Source organism: Nonomuraea sp. NPDC003727 (assembly GCF_053586935.1).
The window spans coordinates 409,783-424,440 of record NZ_JBSFNE010000004.1 but is presented as its reverse complement, the minus strand read 5'-3'; the positions used below and the strand labels follow the sequence as shown (position 1 = coordinate 424,440).

Genomic DNA, 14,658 nt, shown 5'->3' with positions numbered 1-14,658 from the left:
CCGGGGAAGGTCACGGAAGGTCGCCGGGGATCAGCCCGTACACCACGAGGTCCTCCTTGCCGGCGCCGTTGCGCGCCACGCCCTCCCGCGTGAAGCCGGCCTTCTCGGCCACCCGCTGGGAGGCGAGGTTGGAGACGGCGGCCCGGAGCTGGAGCCGCTGGAAGCCCTGCTTGTCGAACAGCCATCTGGCGACCGCCAGCACCGCCTCGCCCGCGTAGCCCCTGCCGCGCGCCCAGGGGGCGGTCATGTAGCCGACCTCGGTGGAGCGGTGGCCCCACTCGGTGCTCTTCAGGTCGACGCTGGCGACGAACCTGCCGCTCTCCCTCTCGACGACCGCCCAGACGATCCCTGCGCCGCTGATGCGGTGCTGCGGGCTCGCCATGAGCGCGTAGAACCTGCCGTGCTCCTCGGTGTAGCCGCGGGGCACGCTGGTGCGCCGCTGGGTGATCTCGTCGGCGGCGGTAGCGGTCAGGTCGGGCACGTCGGCGGCGGTGAGCCTGCGCAGCAGCAGGCGCGGGGTGACCAGCTCGTCCTCGGGGAAGACGTTGGGCGATCCGGTGGATCCGCGCAGCAGGCCGAACACGACCAGGTCGTGGGCGCCGTCGTCCTCGAGCTCGGCGGCGCGCAGCACGCCCTCGTAGGAGAAGCCGGCCTTCTCGGCCACCCGCACGGACGGGCCGTTGTCGAGGTTGGCACGCAGTTCGATCCTGCGCAGCTCGGTGGTCTCGAACACCCAGGCGGCCAGGCCGCGGACCGCCTCGGTGGCGAAGCCCCTGCTGCGGTACAGGGGGTGCACGCCGTAGCCGACCTCGGTGATGCCCGCGCTCCACTGGGTCCTGAACAGGCTGATCGCCCCGACGATACGGCCGTCGCCGTCGACCATGGCCAGGTGGACGCCCTGGCCCGAGCGCTGGAGCTCGTGGACGCCGGTGGCCAGCCAGGCGGCGACGCCGGCGGCCTGGCCGGGGGCGCCCGGCGGGAGGAAACGGTGACCGGCTTCGACGATGGTCGTGATCCTGTCGGCGTCCTCGGGATGGAAGGCGCGCAGGGTCAGCCGGTCGGTGGTGATGCGAAGGCGAGGGTCGAACACGCTCACTTTTCCCCTAAGTGCTCAACGGCGTGCCGAAACCCTACAAGTCCCGGTTTCGCGCGCCGTTCGCACCCCCGGGAGGTCCGCATGGCCGGGCGGCCGGCGGCCGGGCCTTCGCCCGCGGAAGGTCATGTTTGGGGAGGGCCGCGCGGGTAGGGGCGGGATTCGGGCAGCTTGAAAGGGTGAGAACGCGTTGGGACGTGAAAGCGACAAGCACGGGCCCGGACTGGACGATTGCCGGTTCGCCACCATCGCGCAGGTGGCCGAGGCGCTGGGGGTCGGCATCGAGCGGAAGAGGTGGTGAGGTGAGTTGAGGCTCGACTTCATCCGTCCGCTGTACGAGCGTCATGGCCCCTACGTCTCGGTCTACCTCGCGGGGTCGGACGTGGAGGACAGGCGGCGGCGGTGGCGCTCGTTCAGGGACAGCATGGAGGAGGCCGATCGGGACACTCTCGACGCGCTGGAGGATGCCTGGGGCGCGCCGGCCCCCGGGCGGGCGCTGTTCGCCGCGGGCGGCGAGCTCGTGCTGGCCGAGTCGCTGGCCGAGCCGCCGCCGCTGGAGCAGGTCCGCTGGTCGCCGCTGCCGCACGTGACGCCGCTGCTGATGTCGCGGGGCGAGAACGTCCCGCATCTACGGGTCGTGGTCGATCAGGCGGGCGCCGAGCTGACGGTGTTCGGCGGCGGCTCGCCGCGGGTGGCGACCGTCGAGGCGCAGAAGTGGCCCCTGCAGAAGACGGCGCAGGGCGGCTGGTCGCAGAAGGTGTACGAGCGGGCGGCCGAGGAGACCTGGGAGCGCGACGCGCAGGTCGTGGCGCACGAAGTGGACGAGCAGGTGCGCAGGATCGGCGCCGAGCTGGTCGTGGTGGCGGGCGAGCCGACGTCGCGCTCGCAGCTGTGCGACCACCTGGGCACCAAGGCGGCCGACAGGGTGATGATGGTGGAGCACGGCAGCCGCGCCGACCACGGCCGGTTCACGCAGGACGCGGAGAACGCGCTGGACACGTGGCTGGAGCGGCGCAGGGCCGACCTGCTCGACCGGCACAGGGACAACGCGGGCCCGGTGGGTTTCGGCCAGGTGGCGCGGGCGCTGCGGGAGGGGCGGGTGCACGCCGTCCTGTCCCCCGGCGAACTGCCCGACCTGATGTGGATCGGCCCGGGCGGCACCCAGCTGGCCACCGGCGCCGACGAGCTGCGCCGGTGGGGCGTGGAGGGGCCGGTCCGCGAGCGCGCCGACTCCGCGCTGGCCAGGGCCGCCGCGATGACCGACGCCGAGCTGTGGTTCGCGCCGGAGGTCAAGGAGATCTCGGCGGTGATCAGGTACTGACGATCACCTCGAGGGTACGCGGGCCGTGCACGCCCTCCACCCGGTTGAGCTCGATGTCGCTGGTCGCCGACGGCCCGCTGATCCAGGTCAGCGGCCGTGCGGGGTCGAGCCTGGCGACCGCCTCGGGGACGCTGGAGACGATCTGGTCGGCCCGCACCAGGCACAGGTGGTAGTCGGGCACCAGGGTCAGCGCCCTGCGGCCCTGGTCGGGCCCCGCGTCGAGGACGATGGTGCCGGTCTCGGCGATGGCGACCGCGCATCCGGTGGCCACGCCGTCGGCCGTCAGCAGCTCCTCCTCCCCCACCGCCTGCGCCACGGCCAGCGGGCCCTGCCCTCGTACGGCCGGCGGGACGATCACGCGCCTGCCCGCCGTCAGCTCGGCCACCAGCGCGGGCACCTCCGCCGAGGCGACGACGTGGACGATCGCCCGGTAGTCGCCGACGCGCTCGGCGAAGCGGGCGACCAGGTCGTCCACCGGTATCGAGGTGCGGTAGCCGCGGGGGACGGCCACCTCGGGGGCGCCCTCCACGGCCCTGCGCACCCGGTCGAGGATCTCCTTGCGGGCGCTCATGAGCTCGCCTTCCCTTCTCCGCTCCGCTCCTGGCGGGCCCACCAGTCCCTGAACGACTCCTCGGGGATCTCCGGCAGGTCGCGGGTGTCGGTCCAGGCCGACAGGGGGCCCGGCAGCCGACTGGGGGCCAGCCTGCGGAAGCGCGTGGCCAGGCGTTGCGCCTTGGCCAGCCGTACCTCCTTGGCCAGCACCCAGCCGGCGGCCCGCATGCCGGCCCGCTCGGCGCGCGGGTGGGCCACCTTGGCCCGCAGGTCGACCAGCACCTCGGGGATGTCGATGGCCACCGGGCAGACCTCGAGGCAGGCCCCGCACAGCGACGAGGCGTAGGGCAGGGAGGCGTCGAGGTCGGAGCCGAGGCCGCGCAGTTGCGGGGTGAGGATGGCGCCGATGGGCCCGGGATAGACCGAACCGTAGGCGTGGCCGCCCGCGCGCTCGTAGACGGGGCAGACGTTGAGGCAGGCCGAGCAGCGGATGCAGCGCAGCGCCTGGCGGCCCACCTCGTCGGCCAGGACGGTGGTGCGGCCGTTGTCGAGTAGCACCAGGTGGAAGGTCTGGCCCTCGGTGGATCCCGTCCAGGTGGAGGTGTAGGGGTTCATGCGCTCGCCGGTGGAGCTGCGCGGCAGGAGCTGGAGGAAGACCTCCAGGTCACGCCAGGTGGGCAGCACCTTCTCGATGCCGACCACGCTGATCAGGGTCTCGGGCAGGGTCAGGCACATCCGGCCGTTGCCCTCCGACTCCAGGACCACGCAGGTGCCGGTCTCGGCGATCACGAAGTTGGCCCCGGAGATGGCGACCTTGCTGCGCAGGAAGCGTTCGCGCAGGTGGAGCCGGGCGGCCTCGGCCAGCGCGGCGGGTTCGTCGGTGAGGTCGCGGGGCGCGTCGCCCATCCTGCGCAGGAAGATCTCACGGATCTCGGCGCGGTTGCGGTGGATGGCGGGCACCAGGATGTGGCTGGGGTAGTCGTCGCCGAGCTGGACGATCAGCTCGGCCAGGTCGGTCTCGAACGCGGTGATGCCCTCGGCCGCCAGGTGCTCGTTGAGGCCGATCTCCTGGGTGGCCATCGACTTGACCTTGACGACCTCGTTCTCGCCCGTCCGCCTGACCAGGTCGGTGACGATGCGGTTGGCCTCGGCGGCGTCGCGGGCCCAGTGGACGTGGCCGCCGGCCCGCTGGACCGCCTCCTCCAGCTGGACGAGGTAGCGGTCGAGGTGGCGCAGCGTGTGGTCCTTGATCGCCTTGCCGGCGGCGCGGAGCTCCGGCCAGTCGGGCAGCTCGCCGACCACGGTGGCCCGCTTGCCGCGGATCGTGTGGGTGGCCTTGCGAAGGTTGTAGCGCAGCTGTGAGTTCTGTACGGCTTTCGCGGCGTTCGTCGGGAAGTCGCCCGGCATGCCGATGAAGACGCTCATCGCGCGTCCAGGATCTCGGCCAGGTGCATGACCCGCACCCCCGTCTTCTGGCGGCGCATGGTGCCGCCGATGTGCATGAGGCAGGAGTTGTCTGCGGCGCAGAGCACCTCCGCGCCGGTGTCCATCACGTTGCGGACCTTGTCGGCGCACATCGCGGCCGAGATCGCCGGGTTCTTCACCGCGAACGTGCCGCCGAAGCCGCAGCACTCCTCGGCGCCGGGGAGCGGGACCAGCTCCAGCCCCCGCACCCGCCGCAGCAGCCGCGTCGGCTTGTCGCCGAGGTGCAGCCCCCTGAGCGAGTGGCACGTCGGGTGGTAGGTCACCCGGTGCGGGAAGGCGGCGCCGACGTCCTCCACCTCCAGCACGTCGATCAGGAACTCCGACAGGTCGTGCACCGGCGGCGGCGCCACCCCCAGCCGTGGGTACTGCTCGCGCACCATCGCCGCGCACGAGCCCGAGGGCGTGACGACCGCGTCGTAGCCGTCGAACACCTCCGCGAAGCGCCGGGCCAGCCGTTCGCCCTCGGCCCGGTAGCCGGTGTTGAGGTGCATCTGGCCGCAGCAGGTCTGCGCCTGCGGGAAGTCGACCTCGCACCCGAGGCGGCGCAGCAGGGACACCACGGCCTTGCCCGTGCCGGGAAAGAGCGTGTCGTTGACACACGTGATGAACAGGGCGACTCGCACGGCACTCCCTTCAAAGTATGGTCTGACCATAGTATGGTCTGACCATATGAGGAAGCCCCGGACCTTCGAGGACGTCATCGCCAGGATCGAGCGGCGCATCGCCGACGACGGGCTCACCGTCGGCGACCGGCTGCCGGGCGAGCGCCAGCTGGCCGAGGAGCTCCAGGTCGGCCGCTCGTCGGTGCGCGAGGCGCTGCGCGTGCTCGAGACGCTCGGTGTGGTCTCCTCGCAGGCGGGCCGCGGGCCCGACGCGGGCGCGGTGCTCACCTCCAGGCCGGAGAGCGCGCTGGCCGACCTGCTCCGGCTCCACCTCGGTACGGCTTCGCTGTCGCTCGGCGAGGTGATCGCCACCCGCCTGATGATCGAGCAGTGGGCGGTGCAGCACGTCGACGCGCCCGAGGGCCTCGAGGTCATGCGCGCGGCGCTGGAGCAGATGGAGCGGGCCGGTGACGCCCGCTCCTTCGTCGACCACGACGTGACCTTCCACCTCGGGGTGGCGCTGCTGTCGGGCAACCGGCTGCTGGCGGCGACCATGCGGGCGCTGCGGCAGACCATCCACGCCTACTCGGTGGCCGCGGTGGAGGCGGCCGGGCGGACCGACGTGCTCATGGCCGACCACTGGCGCATCTACGAGCTTGCCGCGGCCGGCGACGGGCGGGGCGCCGCCCAGGCCGTCGCCGACCACCTGGCGCACGCCTACCCGGCCCTCACCACACCACCGCCCCCGCCCCCTGACCACCACCCGGCCTGACCCACCACCGGCCTGACCCACCACCGGCCTGACCCACCACCGGCTTGACTCACCACCCGGCGCCTGGCCCTCCGGGGTCCAGCGGTGCGGTCCGGCGTTGGGGTCGGGCGGCGGGGTCGGGCGGCGGGGTCCGACGGCGCGGTCCGGGGGCGCGGTCCGGGGGTGGGGCCCGGCGGCGGGGTCACTCGAAGGCGGCGCGGTGGTCGCGGACCCAGTCGGCGAAACGCCGCGGCGCCCGCCCCAGCACGGCCGCCACGTCGCCGCTGAGCCGCTCGGCACCGCCCGCCGCGACGAACGCGGCCCCCGTCATGGCCACCTCCACCAGGAGCGGCTCGGCGCCCGAGGCCAGCATCCCCTGCCTGGCCGCCTCCAGCGGGATCTCGACCGTCGTCACCTCCCGGCCGAGCACCTGCCCGAGCACGCGTGCCTGCTCGGGCACGCTGATCACCTCGGGCCCGGTCAGCTCGTAGGTCATGCCGTCGTGCGCCCCGCCCGTCAGCGCCTCGACCGCCACCTCGGCCACGTCACGCGGGTCGACCACGCCCTGGCCGCCCGAGCCCGTCGTGTTCGGGATCGGCTCGCCCGCCCTGACCGCCTCGGCCCACATCAGCGCGTTGCCGGCGAACCCGGCCGGGCGCAGGATCGTCCATGCCATCCCGCTGTCCTTGACGGCCCGCTCGCCGTGGTGGTGCCAGGAGCGGATGTCCTTCTCGTCGTCGGTCTCCCCGGTGCCGATCGCCGAGATCTTCACGATCTTCTTCGTGCCGGCCCGCCCGGCCGCCGCGACCAGGGCGAGGTCGTGTTCGGGCAGCTCACGCCCGAAGGCCGTCAGCGACAGCACCGTGTCCACCCCTTCGAGTGCCCTGTCCAGCGAGGCGGGGTCGGCGAAGTCGGCCTTCACCGCCCGCGCGCTCAGCTTGGCGGGGTCGCGCGTCATCGCGAGCGCCTGCTCGCCTCTCGCGGCCAGCCGCCTGAGGACTTCACTTCCGATGGTGCCCGTGGCACCCGTGACCAGGATCATGCCTCCTACGCTCCCGTCAGGGAGCCGCCCGCCGATAGGAAAAATCGGCACCTAGGGTGGTGGCGTGAGCGTTCGGGCCGAGCGGATCGGCGAGACGGCGGCCGGTGGCCTGGGCGAGGTGCACGTGCGCGAGCCCGACCCGGCCGCCGTGCTGGCCTTCCGCACCACCATCGACGGGCGCGGCGAGCTCATGGTGCTCGGCCCGCGCACCCGCGCCTCCTACCTCGCGCCGAAGGAGCTGTCCCGCTGCGTCACCGTGCGGCTGCGCCCCGGCAGGGCGCGGGCGGTGCTCGGCGTGCCGGTCAGCGAGCTGGTCGACAGGATCGTGCCGCTGCGCGAGCTGTGGGGCGCCGCGGCCGACCGGCTGGCCGAGGAACTGGCGGCCGCTCCTGGCCACGAGGCGGCCATGGTCGAGGCGGCCCTCCTCGACCGGCTCTCCGCCTGCTCGACCGCCGAGCTGTCGCGGGCCGCGCTGTTGCAGGCCGCCGCCGACCGCCTGCCGTACGCGAGGGTCCCCGAGGTGGCCAGGGACCTCGGCGTCAGCGAGCGCCACCTGCGCGACCTGTTCACCAGCGGGGTGGGGATGCCGCCCAAGCGGTTCGCCCGCCTCGACCGGGTGCGCGGCGTGCTGGCCCGCGCCGCCGCCGGCGGCTGGGCCGCGCTGGCCGCCGACGCGGGCTACTACGACCAGTCGCACCTGACGGCCGAGTTCCGTTCCGTGATGGGCGTCTCCCCCGGCGCGTTCGTCGCCGGCGACCTGCCCGCCGCCGTGGCCTGCTCCGCCTAGCGCTCCCAGGCGTCGGCCGTACGGCAGGTGGCGCCCGAGCACGTCCGCATCGCGTCCAGGCGGGCCTGGAGGTTGCTCAGCAGTTCGGGGGGCGCGGTCGCGGCCAGGTTGTTCAGCTGGTAGGGGTCGGTGGTCAGGTCGTAGAGCTGGGTCTCCCCCGTCACGTACTTCACATAGGTGTGCGTGGCGGTGCGCAGCGCCGCGTAGGCGGGTGTCAGCGTCTGCCGGTTGGCGGCCTGGTTGGTCGGCCTGGCGAACTCGATCAGCGCGTTGCGCCGCCAGCTCGGCGGGTTGAGCCCGCGCAGCAGGGGCACCAGCGAGCGCCCCTCGGCGAAGGCGGGCGCCGGGATGCCGGCCAGTTCGGCGAAGGTGGGCGCGTAGTCGACCGGCTGGGTCAGGGCGGTGATGGTGGAGCCGGGCGCGACGCCGGGGCCGCGCACCACCAGCGGCACCTTGACGGCCTCCTCGAACGGCGTGGTCTTGCCCAGGCGCAGCCGGTGGGTGCCCAGGTGGAAGCCGTTGTCGGAGGCGAAGAAGATGTAGGTGTTGTCGAGCTTGCCCGCCGCCTGCAGGGCGGTGACGACGGTGTTGACCAGGTCGTCCACGCCGAGCATGGCGCGCAGCCTCGCCCGGTGGCGCTCGTCGATGCGTTCCTCGCCCGCCCAGCCGATCTCGGGCAGGTCGCGCAGCCACTGCGGCTCCTTGTGGACGTCGGCCTGGTTGTAGTTGGGTGTCCGGGGCGCCTGCGCGTCGGGGAAGGCGTCGGCGTGGCGGCGCGCGGGGTTGGCCGGGTTGTGCGGGGCGACGGGGGCCAGGTAGAGGAAGAACGGCTGGGTGCCGGGCGCGCTGACGAACTCCTTCGCCTTGCGGGCGAGCACGTCCTCCAGGTAGTCCTCCTCGTCCCAGCCGTACTCGACGAGCCTGCCGTTCTCGTTGAGCGTGTAGTCGTACTCCTCGTAGAGCCGCTTGACCGGCACCGCCCACTGGTCCCAGCCCGGCGGCACGTAGGTGGCGGGCACGCTGGTGCCCGGATAGTGGTTGAGGTACTTGCCCATGAGGCCGGTGCGGTAGCCGGCGCCGCGCATCCAGGCGCCGACCGTGGAGTTCTCCAGCCCGGCCAGGTGGAAGCGGTCGAAGCCGCCTTCAGGGGCGGTGTTGGTCCACACGGTGTGGCTGTGCACGTACTGCGAGCGCAGGAGCGACGCCCTCGAGGGACAGCACCAGGAGTTGGTGACGATGGCGCGGTCGAAGGAGGCTCCCTGCCGGACCAGGTGGCTGGTGATGGCGGGGAAGTTCTGCAGCGTGCCGTACTCGAGGTCGTCGGCGAGGATCAGCACGATGTTGGGCCGCGACTGGCCGGCCGCGCTCGCCGGCATGGCGACGAGTGGCAGCAACAGCAGCAGCACTGCCAGACCCCCCAGCCGCTTCATCAGCACACGGTCTCAACTTCCCCCAACATCCCTCATTGACACCCCTCTCAACAATATTAGAACCTGTTCTCATTTCGGGAGGTATCGCATGAAGTTAGGCCTGAACCTGGGCTACTGGCAGCGACACGCCGACGACGCCACCGAGGTCGTCCAGGCGGCCGAGCGGCTCGGCTACGACTCGGTCTGGACCGCCGAGGCCTACGGCAGCGACGCTTTCACCCCGCTCGCCTGGTACGGCGCGCGCACCACGAGGATCAAGCTCGGCACCTCGGTCGCGCAGCTGTCGGCCCGCACCCCGGTGGCCACCGCGATGACCGCGATGACGCTCGACCACCTCACCGGCGGGCGGCTCCTGCTCGGCGTCGGCGCCTCCGGGCCCCAGGTGGTGGAGGGCTGGTACGGCCAGCCGTTCCCCCGCCCCCTGGCCAGGACCCGCGAGTACGTCGGGATCATGCGCAAGGTGTGGCGGCGCGAGGAGCCGGTCACCAACGAGGGCCCGCACTACCCCCTGCCGCTGCCCGGCGGCCTGGGCAAGCCGCTGAAGCTCATCACGCACCCGCTGCGCCAGGACATTCCCGTCTACATCGGCGCCGAAGGGCCCAAGAACGTCGCGCTCGCCACCGAGATCGCCGACGGTTGGCTGCCGCTGTTCACCTTCCCCTCGAAGATCTCCGATCTCTACGGGAGGTTCCCCGCCGGCTTCGAGGTCGCGGCGATGGTCATGGTGATGGTCACCGACGACGTCAGGGCCGCGCTCGACGGGGTGAAGACGATGCTCACCCTCTACATCGGCGGCATGGGCGCCAAGACGCGCAACTTCCACGCCGACATCATCGGCAGGATGGGCTACGCCGAGGCCGCCGAGCGCATCCAGGCCCTCTACCTGGCCGGGCGAAGGCAGGAGGCCTTCGCCGCCATCCCCGACGAGCTGGCCGACGGCATCTCGCTGGTCGGCCCGCCCGGCAGGATCAAGGAGCGGCTGGAGCTGTGGCGGGCCTCGCCGGTGACGAACCTGCTGGTGATGGGCCCGCGTGACGAACGGTCCCTGACGATCGTCCGCGACCTGGTGCTGGGTTAAGTCCCGCTCAGTCGGGACGCGGAGCGGGGTCCTCGGTCACCGAGCGCAGGAGCGGCCTGCTCAGCGCGCCCGCGCCGACCACGCCCGCGAACCCGGCGCCGACGCACACCGCCAGCGTGACCGCGCCCGAGATGTTCGGCGAGACCAGCATGAACGGCGAGGCGCAGAACGCGCCCACCAGGATCGAGCCGCCGCCCATCACCACGAGCGGGACCAGCGTCTCCGACCTGCGCGCCCTGTCCAGCACCTCCAGGGGCGTGCCCGCCAGCCTGAGCAGCGCGTAGGTCTGGCGGCGGTCCAGGACCGAGGAGGCGGCCGTGATGCCCGCGCTGGCGATCGCCACGAGGAACGACACCGACAGCACCACGATGGTGCCGGTGGCGATGTCGTCGAGGAGTTGCGCGCTGAAGTGCTGGTCGTCGGCCTCGCTGGTGGCCGAGTGGCCGGGCACGAGCCCGGCGAGCGCGGTGCGCGCCTTGTCCACGTCCGCTCTGCCCACGGCGGCGAGGACGAGCGTCTTCTCCTTCGTCACCGTCGCCCGCACGCCCGCCTTCTCCAGCCGCCGCCGCGCCTGGTCGGCGACCAGGGTCACCTCGGTCCGTGGCACGGAGAGCCTGAGCCGCTCGTCGCTCACCCGCCCGGCGAGCGCGTCACCCGGGCTGAGCAGACCGAGGAAACCGGCCACGAAGCCCGTCAGCGCGACACCGCTGACCGTCCGCCACGCCGCCCGCGGATCGTCGACCAGCCTGCGCCCCGCCAGCAGCTTCGCCGGGCGTCTCGCCCGCTTCGCGGTGACCTTGCCGATCAGCGCGACGACCCAGGGGCCGACCAGGTTGATGCACAGGAACGCCAGGCCGAGCACCGCCGCGACCACGCCCACACCCGCGTTCGTGCTCAGCAGCGGTACCGCGGCCAGCACCGCGAGCAGGGCGATCACCCTGACGAACCGCATCGCGGGCGGCGTCTCCCTCTTGGCCACCCCGAGCGGGCTGACCACGACCCTGCGCAGGCCGACGATCGCCGACACCCCCACCAGCAGCGGTACGGCCAGCAGCACCGCGACCACCACGAGAGGGACCGGCAGCAGGTCGCCGGCGAACCACGGTCCCCCGCCGATCCTGATGGCGGTGAGCAGCGGGACCGCCGCGCCGTACAGGACGGTGCCGAGCACGGCTCCGGCGAACGCGACGATCACCGCCTCGGCCACGGTCATCGCCACGACCTGGCCGGGGGTGGCGCCCACCAGCCTGAGCGCGGCGAGACGCTGGTCACGGCGGGCCACGGTCAGCCGCGCCGCGGCGCCGCCGAACACCAGCAGCGGCACCACCATGAGCACGCTGGCGATGAGGGCGAGGATCCGGTAGCCCACCGCGTCCTCCGTCGGCGTGCCGGCCAGCGTCTCAACCTTGGTCGGCGGCACCTCGTCCTGCCACGCCTCGCCGCGGGGAGCGGTCATGGCGGGGTCGCCCGGCCGGTGGCCGACCACCGCGACCAGCTCGCCCGGGTGGACGAGAGCCTCGTCGCCGAGCACGCCCTTCACGTTCGGGTAGCGGTCGGCGAGCCGGTCGGCGGGCAACTGCCTGCTCAGCTCCGCCAGCGCGGGCGACAGCCACACCTCGCCGGGGGCGGGGAACCGCGGCAGCCCGGGCGGGACGTCCGCCTTCGGGTCCAGCGCGGCCAGATCCACGACGGTGATCTTCTTGTCCTGGACGTAGTCGTTCCTGGTCGCCTCGACGGCCGTCGCCCTGCCCGTCGCCTGGACGGGGTTGCGCCACGCCCCCCGCTCCGCGCGGCCCTCGAAGGCCACGTTGGCCGACACGGCGAACAGCAGCAGGCCCGTGGAGATGACGACCGCGCCCAGCGTCAGCCAGGTGCCCAGCATGCCGCGGCGCCCGCCACCCCTCAGCAGGCGCCAGGTGAGGCTCATGAGGTTGTTCACCGGCTCACCGCGCTCTGCAGCAGGTTGCCGTCGCGGACCTCCACCGTGCGGTCGCACCACCCGGCCACACCCGGATCGTGGGTCACCACGATGAGCGAGGCGCCGTTGTGCTTGGTGGCCTCCACCAGCAGGCGCATCGTCTCCTGTCCCGTGCTCTGGTCGAGCGCGCCGGTCGGCTCGTCGGCGAACACCACCGCCGGCCTGCTCACCAGCGCCCTCGCGATCGCCACCCGCTGCGCCTGGCCGCCGGACAGTTCGCCCGGCCTGCGGCCCTCCATGCCGCCCAGGCCGAGCGGCGGGAACCACTGCCTCGCCTGCCGTACGGCGTCGGCCCTCGACACGTTGCCGAGCATGAGCGGCAGCGCCACGTTCTCCTCGGCGGGAAGCTCGGGCAGCAGCTGGCCGAACTGGAACACGAACCCGAACCTGGTCCTGCGCAGGGCGCTGCGCTCGCGCTCCTTCATGGTGTCGATGCGCTGGCCGAGCAGGTGCACCTCACCCGCGTCCGGCTTCATGATCCCGGCCAGGCAGTGAAGCAGGGTGGACTTGCCCGAACCGCTCGGACCCATGATCGCCACGGCTTCGCCCGCCTGGATGGTGATGTCCACGCCGTTCAGCGCCACCGTCTGGCCGAAGCGCTTGGCGAGCGCGCGGCCTGCAAGTACGTCGTTCATGGAGAAGACCTTGTCGCGGGGAGAGGGGACGGCGGATCGGCCGTGCGTCCGATCGCCATCGGCCGATCGGCCGATCTCCCCTCTGCCGCCCCACCGCGGCCGGTGCCTGTCTCCTGGACGTCACCGGACAGGACAGATCGCACAATGATCGGAAAGTTAGGCTTGCCCGTGTGACGATTCGTGTGCTCATCGCCGACGACCAGGAACTTGTCCGCACCGGCTTCCAGATGATCCTCGATGCCCAACCGGACATCGAGGTCGTCGGCGCGGTGGCCAACGGCGCCGACGCGGTCGAGGCGGCCCGGCGGCTGCGCCCCGACGTGTGCCTGCTCGACATCCGGATGCCCAAGCTCGACGGTATCGAGGTGACCAGGATCCTGGCCGGACCGGGCGTCGAGAATCCCATGCGGGTGGTCATCGTCACCACCTTCGACCTCGATGAGTACGTCTACGGCGCGCTCCGCTCGGGCGCGACCGGGTTCCTGCTCAAGGACAGCGGACCCACCCTGCTCATCGAGGCCATCAGGGCCGCGGCCGCCGGCGACGCGCTGGTGTCACCCTCGGTGACCGTACGCCTGCTCCAGCACCTCGCCCAGCCCGCCATGGGCGCCACCAAGCCGCTCAACGAGCCGCTCACGGAGCGCGAGCTCGACGTCGTACGGCTGGTCGCCAGGGGCAGGACCAACCAGGAGGTGGCCGCCGAGCTGTTCGTCTCGCTGTCGACGGTCAAGACGCATCTCGGCAGCATCCAGGTCAAGCTCGGCGCCAGGAACAGGGTGGAGATCGCGGCCTGGGCATGGGAGTCAGGCGTGGTCAGCTGATTAACGAGAGGTCTGGCTGGATACATCTGAAGCAGAACCTCAACATGTGTGCCCCGGGGGGAGAGATTCGTGCGCCATGCTCCTTCCGCGGCGAAGCGATCGGCTTCGGCGGTCTATGTGACCCTTGCCGCCCAGCTCGCCGCCATGACCGCTCTTGTGATCTTCGACGAGGTGCGCGGCGGACGGCTCGCCGCCGAGATCATCACTCTGGGTGGTGATATACGGTCGCCGGGAGCGGAAGCGGTGGTCGGCGCGGTGACCCTGTTCGCCGTGCTGATGCTGCTGACGGTGGGCACACTGGTCGCCTCGGCCTCCGCCTACCTCACCTGGCTGGTCAGGGCGTGCCGCGTCAACAAGGTCGCGACCTCCTCCGGTTCGGTGATCGCGGCGTGGCTGCTGCCCGGGATCAACCTGATGGCTCCCGCCGTACTGGTCGACCAGGTGTGGCGGGGCGCCGACCCGCCGCACGACCGCAGAACGCGCTGGCTCGCCCTGGTGGCCGCCTGGTGGACGAGCTGGCTGGCCGCGCTGGCCCTGGTGACGATACGGCTGCCGCTGCGCGGATCGTCGGAGGAGCTGACGGGGCTGAGCGGGCTGGAACTCGGCGTGACGGCGGTGGCGGCGCTGCTGTGCGCCTGCACGGTCCGCGAGATCACCCGGCTCCAGACCGCCGCCTCCCCGGTGCCCCACCTCACCCCGGCTCCCGTGATCCCCTGACCAGCCCGGCGGCATGCACGAAGATTCACCGTTCCACTGACACATAGCGCGACGGCCATTAACTTAACGTGACATGCCTGGCCCCCAGCATGACGCGACCGACAACCCCTGGCCGGTTTCCAGCCCTTTCGCCCGTAAGCATTTCGGCAAGGGAAAAGAGGAAGGCCTCGCGGAAGGGCTCGCGAAGGGCAAGACCGAGGGTGAAGCCACGCTCCTGCTGACGCTGCTTGAGGCGCGGGGCATCGTCGTTTCCGACGAGATCCGGGCACGGATCGCCTCCTGTACCGACCTCCTGCAGTTCGACGTCTGGACACGACGCGCCGCCGTGTCGACCTCCGCCGAGGACGTGTTCGAGTAACCGGCCTT

At 72.2% G+C, this 14,658-nt stretch carries 15 protein-coding genes; 7 read left to right on the top strand and 8 right to left on the bottom strand.

The window, feature by feature from the left end:
• Positions 1-10: 10 nt before the first annotated feature.
• Entirely contained in the window at positions 11-1,090 is a 1,080-nt protein-coding gene (locus ACWDLG_RS13645) for a GNAT family N-acetyltransferase (RefSeq protein WP_449919492.1), read from the bottom strand.
• A 310-nt stretch (positions 1,091-1,400) separates the two neighbouring features.
• Between ACWDLG_RS13645 and ACWDLG_RS13640 the strand changes: the two genes are divergently transcribed.
• A complete protein-coding gene (locus ACWDLG_RS13640) occupies positions 1,401-2,414 on the top strand; it encodes a baeRF2 domain-containing protein (protein WP_449919489.1) in 1,014 nt (337 codons plus the stop codon).
• On the opposite strand, the gene ACWDLG_RS13635 is transcribed toward ACWDLG_RS13640, so the two are convergent.
• From ACWDLG_RS13635 to ACWDLG_RS13625, 3 genes are read right to left on the bottom strand one after another with little or no spacing between them, the layout of a single operon-like run.
• Complete coding sequence (locus tag ACWDLG_RS13635) at positions 2,404-2,985, bottom strand: LutC/YkgG family protein (RefSeq protein WP_449919487.1); 582 nt, start codon at positions 2,983-2,985, stop codon at positions 2,404-2,406. The two genes, ACWDLG_RS13640 and ACWDLG_RS13635, sit on opposite strands and share 11 nt — an antisense overlap.
• On the bottom strand, positions 2,982-4,391 hold the full coding sequence (locus tag ACWDLG_RS13630) for a lactate utilization protein B (protein ID WP_449919484.1): 1,410 nt from the start codon (positions 4,389-4,391) through the stop codon (positions 2,982-2,984). Before ACWDLG_RS13630 ends, ACWDLG_RS13635 begins: the two co-directional genes overlap by 4 nt.
• Positions 4,388-5,074 carry a (Fe-S)-binding protein gene (locus tag ACWDLG_RS13625; RefSeq protein ID WP_449919482.1) on the bottom strand — a complete coding sequence of 229 codons (687 nt, stop codon included), beginning with the start codon at positions 5,072-5,074 and terminating at the stop codon, positions 4,388-4,390. Before ACWDLG_RS13625 ends, ACWDLG_RS13630 begins: the two co-directional genes overlap by 4 nt.
• Positions 5,075-5,120: 46 nt before the next feature.
• On the opposite strand from ACWDLG_RS13625, the gene ACWDLG_RS13620 reads away from it, so the two are divergent.
• Positions 5,121-5,825: a FadR/GntR family transcriptional regulator gene (locus tag ACWDLG_RS13620; RefSeq protein WP_449919479.1), complete on the top strand. Its 705-nt coding sequence runs from the start codon at positions 5,121-5,123 to the stop codon at positions 5,823-5,825.
• Positions 5,826-6,006: 181 nt separating this feature from the next.
• Here ACWDLG_RS13620 and ACWDLG_RS13615 read toward each other — a convergent pair whose 3' ends face one another.
• Positions 6,007-6,846, bottom strand: coding sequence for an NAD(P)H-binding protein (locus tag ACWDLG_RS13615; protein WP_449919477.1), 840 nt, complete (start codon positions 6,844-6,846; stop codon positions 6,007-6,009).
• A 64-nt stretch (positions 6,847-6,910) separates the two neighbouring features.
• On the opposite strand from ACWDLG_RS13615, the gene ACWDLG_RS13610 reads away from it, so the two are divergent.
• Positions 6,911-7,633 (top strand): helix-turn-helix domain-containing protein, encoded by a 723-nt coding sequence (locus ACWDLG_RS13610; RefSeq protein ID WP_449919475.1) that lies wholly within the window; start codon positions 6,911-6,913, stop codon positions 7,631-7,633.
• Here the strand turns inward: ACWDLG_RS13610 and ACWDLG_RS13605 are convergent.
• A complete protein-coding gene (locus ACWDLG_RS13605; protein WP_449919472.1) occupies positions 7,630-9,063 on the bottom strand; it encodes a sulfatase family protein in 1,434 nt (477 codons plus the stop codon). The genes ACWDLG_RS13610 and ACWDLG_RS13605 overlap by 4 nt on opposite strands.
• A gap of 88 nt (positions 9,064-9,151) precedes the next feature.
• Here ACWDLG_RS13605 and ACWDLG_RS13600 point away from each other — a divergent pair, with 88 nt between their 5' ends.
• Positions 9,152-10,141: an LLM class F420-dependent oxidoreductase gene (locus ACWDLG_RS13600; protein WP_449919469.1), complete on the top strand. Its 990-nt coding sequence runs from the start codon at positions 9,152-9,154 to the stop codon at positions 10,139-10,141.
• Between the two features lie 7 nt (positions 10,142-10,148).
• Here ACWDLG_RS13600 and ACWDLG_RS13595 read toward each other — a convergent pair whose 3' ends face one another.
• Positions 10,149-12,080, bottom strand: coding sequence for an FtsX-like permease family protein (locus ACWDLG_RS13595; RefSeq protein WP_449919466.1), 1,932 nt, complete (start codon positions 12,078-12,080; stop codon positions 10,149-10,151).
• Complete coding sequence (locus ACWDLG_RS13590) at positions 12,077-12,754, bottom strand: ABC transporter ATP-binding protein (RefSeq protein ID WP_449919463.1); 678 nt, start codon at positions 12,752-12,754, stop codon at positions 12,077-12,079. Before ACWDLG_RS13590 ends, ACWDLG_RS13595 begins: the two co-directional genes overlap by 4 nt.
• 170 nt (positions 12,755-12,924) lie before the next feature.
• On the opposite strand from ACWDLG_RS13590, the gene ACWDLG_RS13585 reads away from it, so the two are divergent.
• The 3 genes from ACWDLG_RS13585 (at position 12,925) to ACWDLG_RS13575 (ending at position 14,650) form a co-directional block, all read left to right on the top strand.
• Positions 12,925-13,575: a response regulator gene (locus ACWDLG_RS13585; protein ID WP_449919460.1), complete on the top strand. Its 651-nt coding sequence runs from the start codon at positions 12,925-12,927 to the stop codon at positions 13,573-13,575.
• 144 nt (positions 13,576-13,719) lie between these two features.
• Positions 13,720-14,292, top strand: coding sequence for a DUF4328 domain-containing protein (locus ACWDLG_RS13580; protein ID WP_449919458.1), 573 nt, complete (start codon positions 13,720-13,722; stop codon positions 14,290-14,292).
• A 73-nt stretch (positions 14,293-14,365) separates the two neighbouring features.
• Positions 14,366-14,650: a hypothetical protein gene (locus tag ACWDLG_RS13575; protein WP_449919456.1), complete on the top strand. Its 285-nt coding sequence runs from the start codon at positions 14,366-14,368 to the stop codon at positions 14,648-14,650.
• The last annotated feature ends 8 nt before the right edge of the window (positions 14,651-14,658 follow it).

Coding starts and splice junctions, on each gene's coding strand:
- ACWDLG_RS13635 (WP_449919487.1), bottom strand. CDS start 2,985: ATGAGCGCCCGCAAGGAGATCCTCGACCGGGTGCGCAGGGCCGTGGAG.
- ACWDLG_RS13630 (WP_449919484.1), bottom strand. CDS start 4,391: ATGAGCGTCTTCATCGGCATGCCGGGCGACTTCCCGACGAACGCCGCG.
- ACWDLG_RS13620 (WP_449919479.1), top strand. CDS start 5,121: ATGAGGAAGCCCCGGACCTTCGAGGACGTCATCGCCAGGATCGAGCGG.
- ACWDLG_RS13615 (WP_449919477.1), bottom strand. CDS start 6,846: ATGATCCTGGTCACGGGTGCCACGGGCACCATCGGAAGTGAAGTCCTC.
- ACWDLG_RS13605 (WP_449919472.1), bottom strand. CDS start 9,063: ATGAAGCGGCTGGGGGGTCTGGCAGTGCTGCTGCTGTTGCTGCCACTC.
- ACWDLG_RS13600 (WP_449919469.1), top strand. CDS start 9,152: ATGAAGTTAGGCCTGAACCTGGGCTACTGGCAGCGACACGCCGACGAC.
- ACWDLG_RS13590 (WP_449919463.1), bottom strand. CDS start 12,754: ATGAACGACGTACTTGCAGGCCGCGCGCTCGCCAAGCGCTTCGGCCAG.
- ACWDLG_RS13580 (WP_449919458.1), top strand. CDS start 13,720: ATGACCGCTCTTGTGATCTTCGACGAGGTGCGCGGCGGACGGCTCGCC.
- ACWDLG_RS13575 (WP_449919456.1), top strand. CDS start 14,366: ATGCCTGGCCCCCAGCATGACGCGACCGACAACCCCTGGCCGGTTTCC.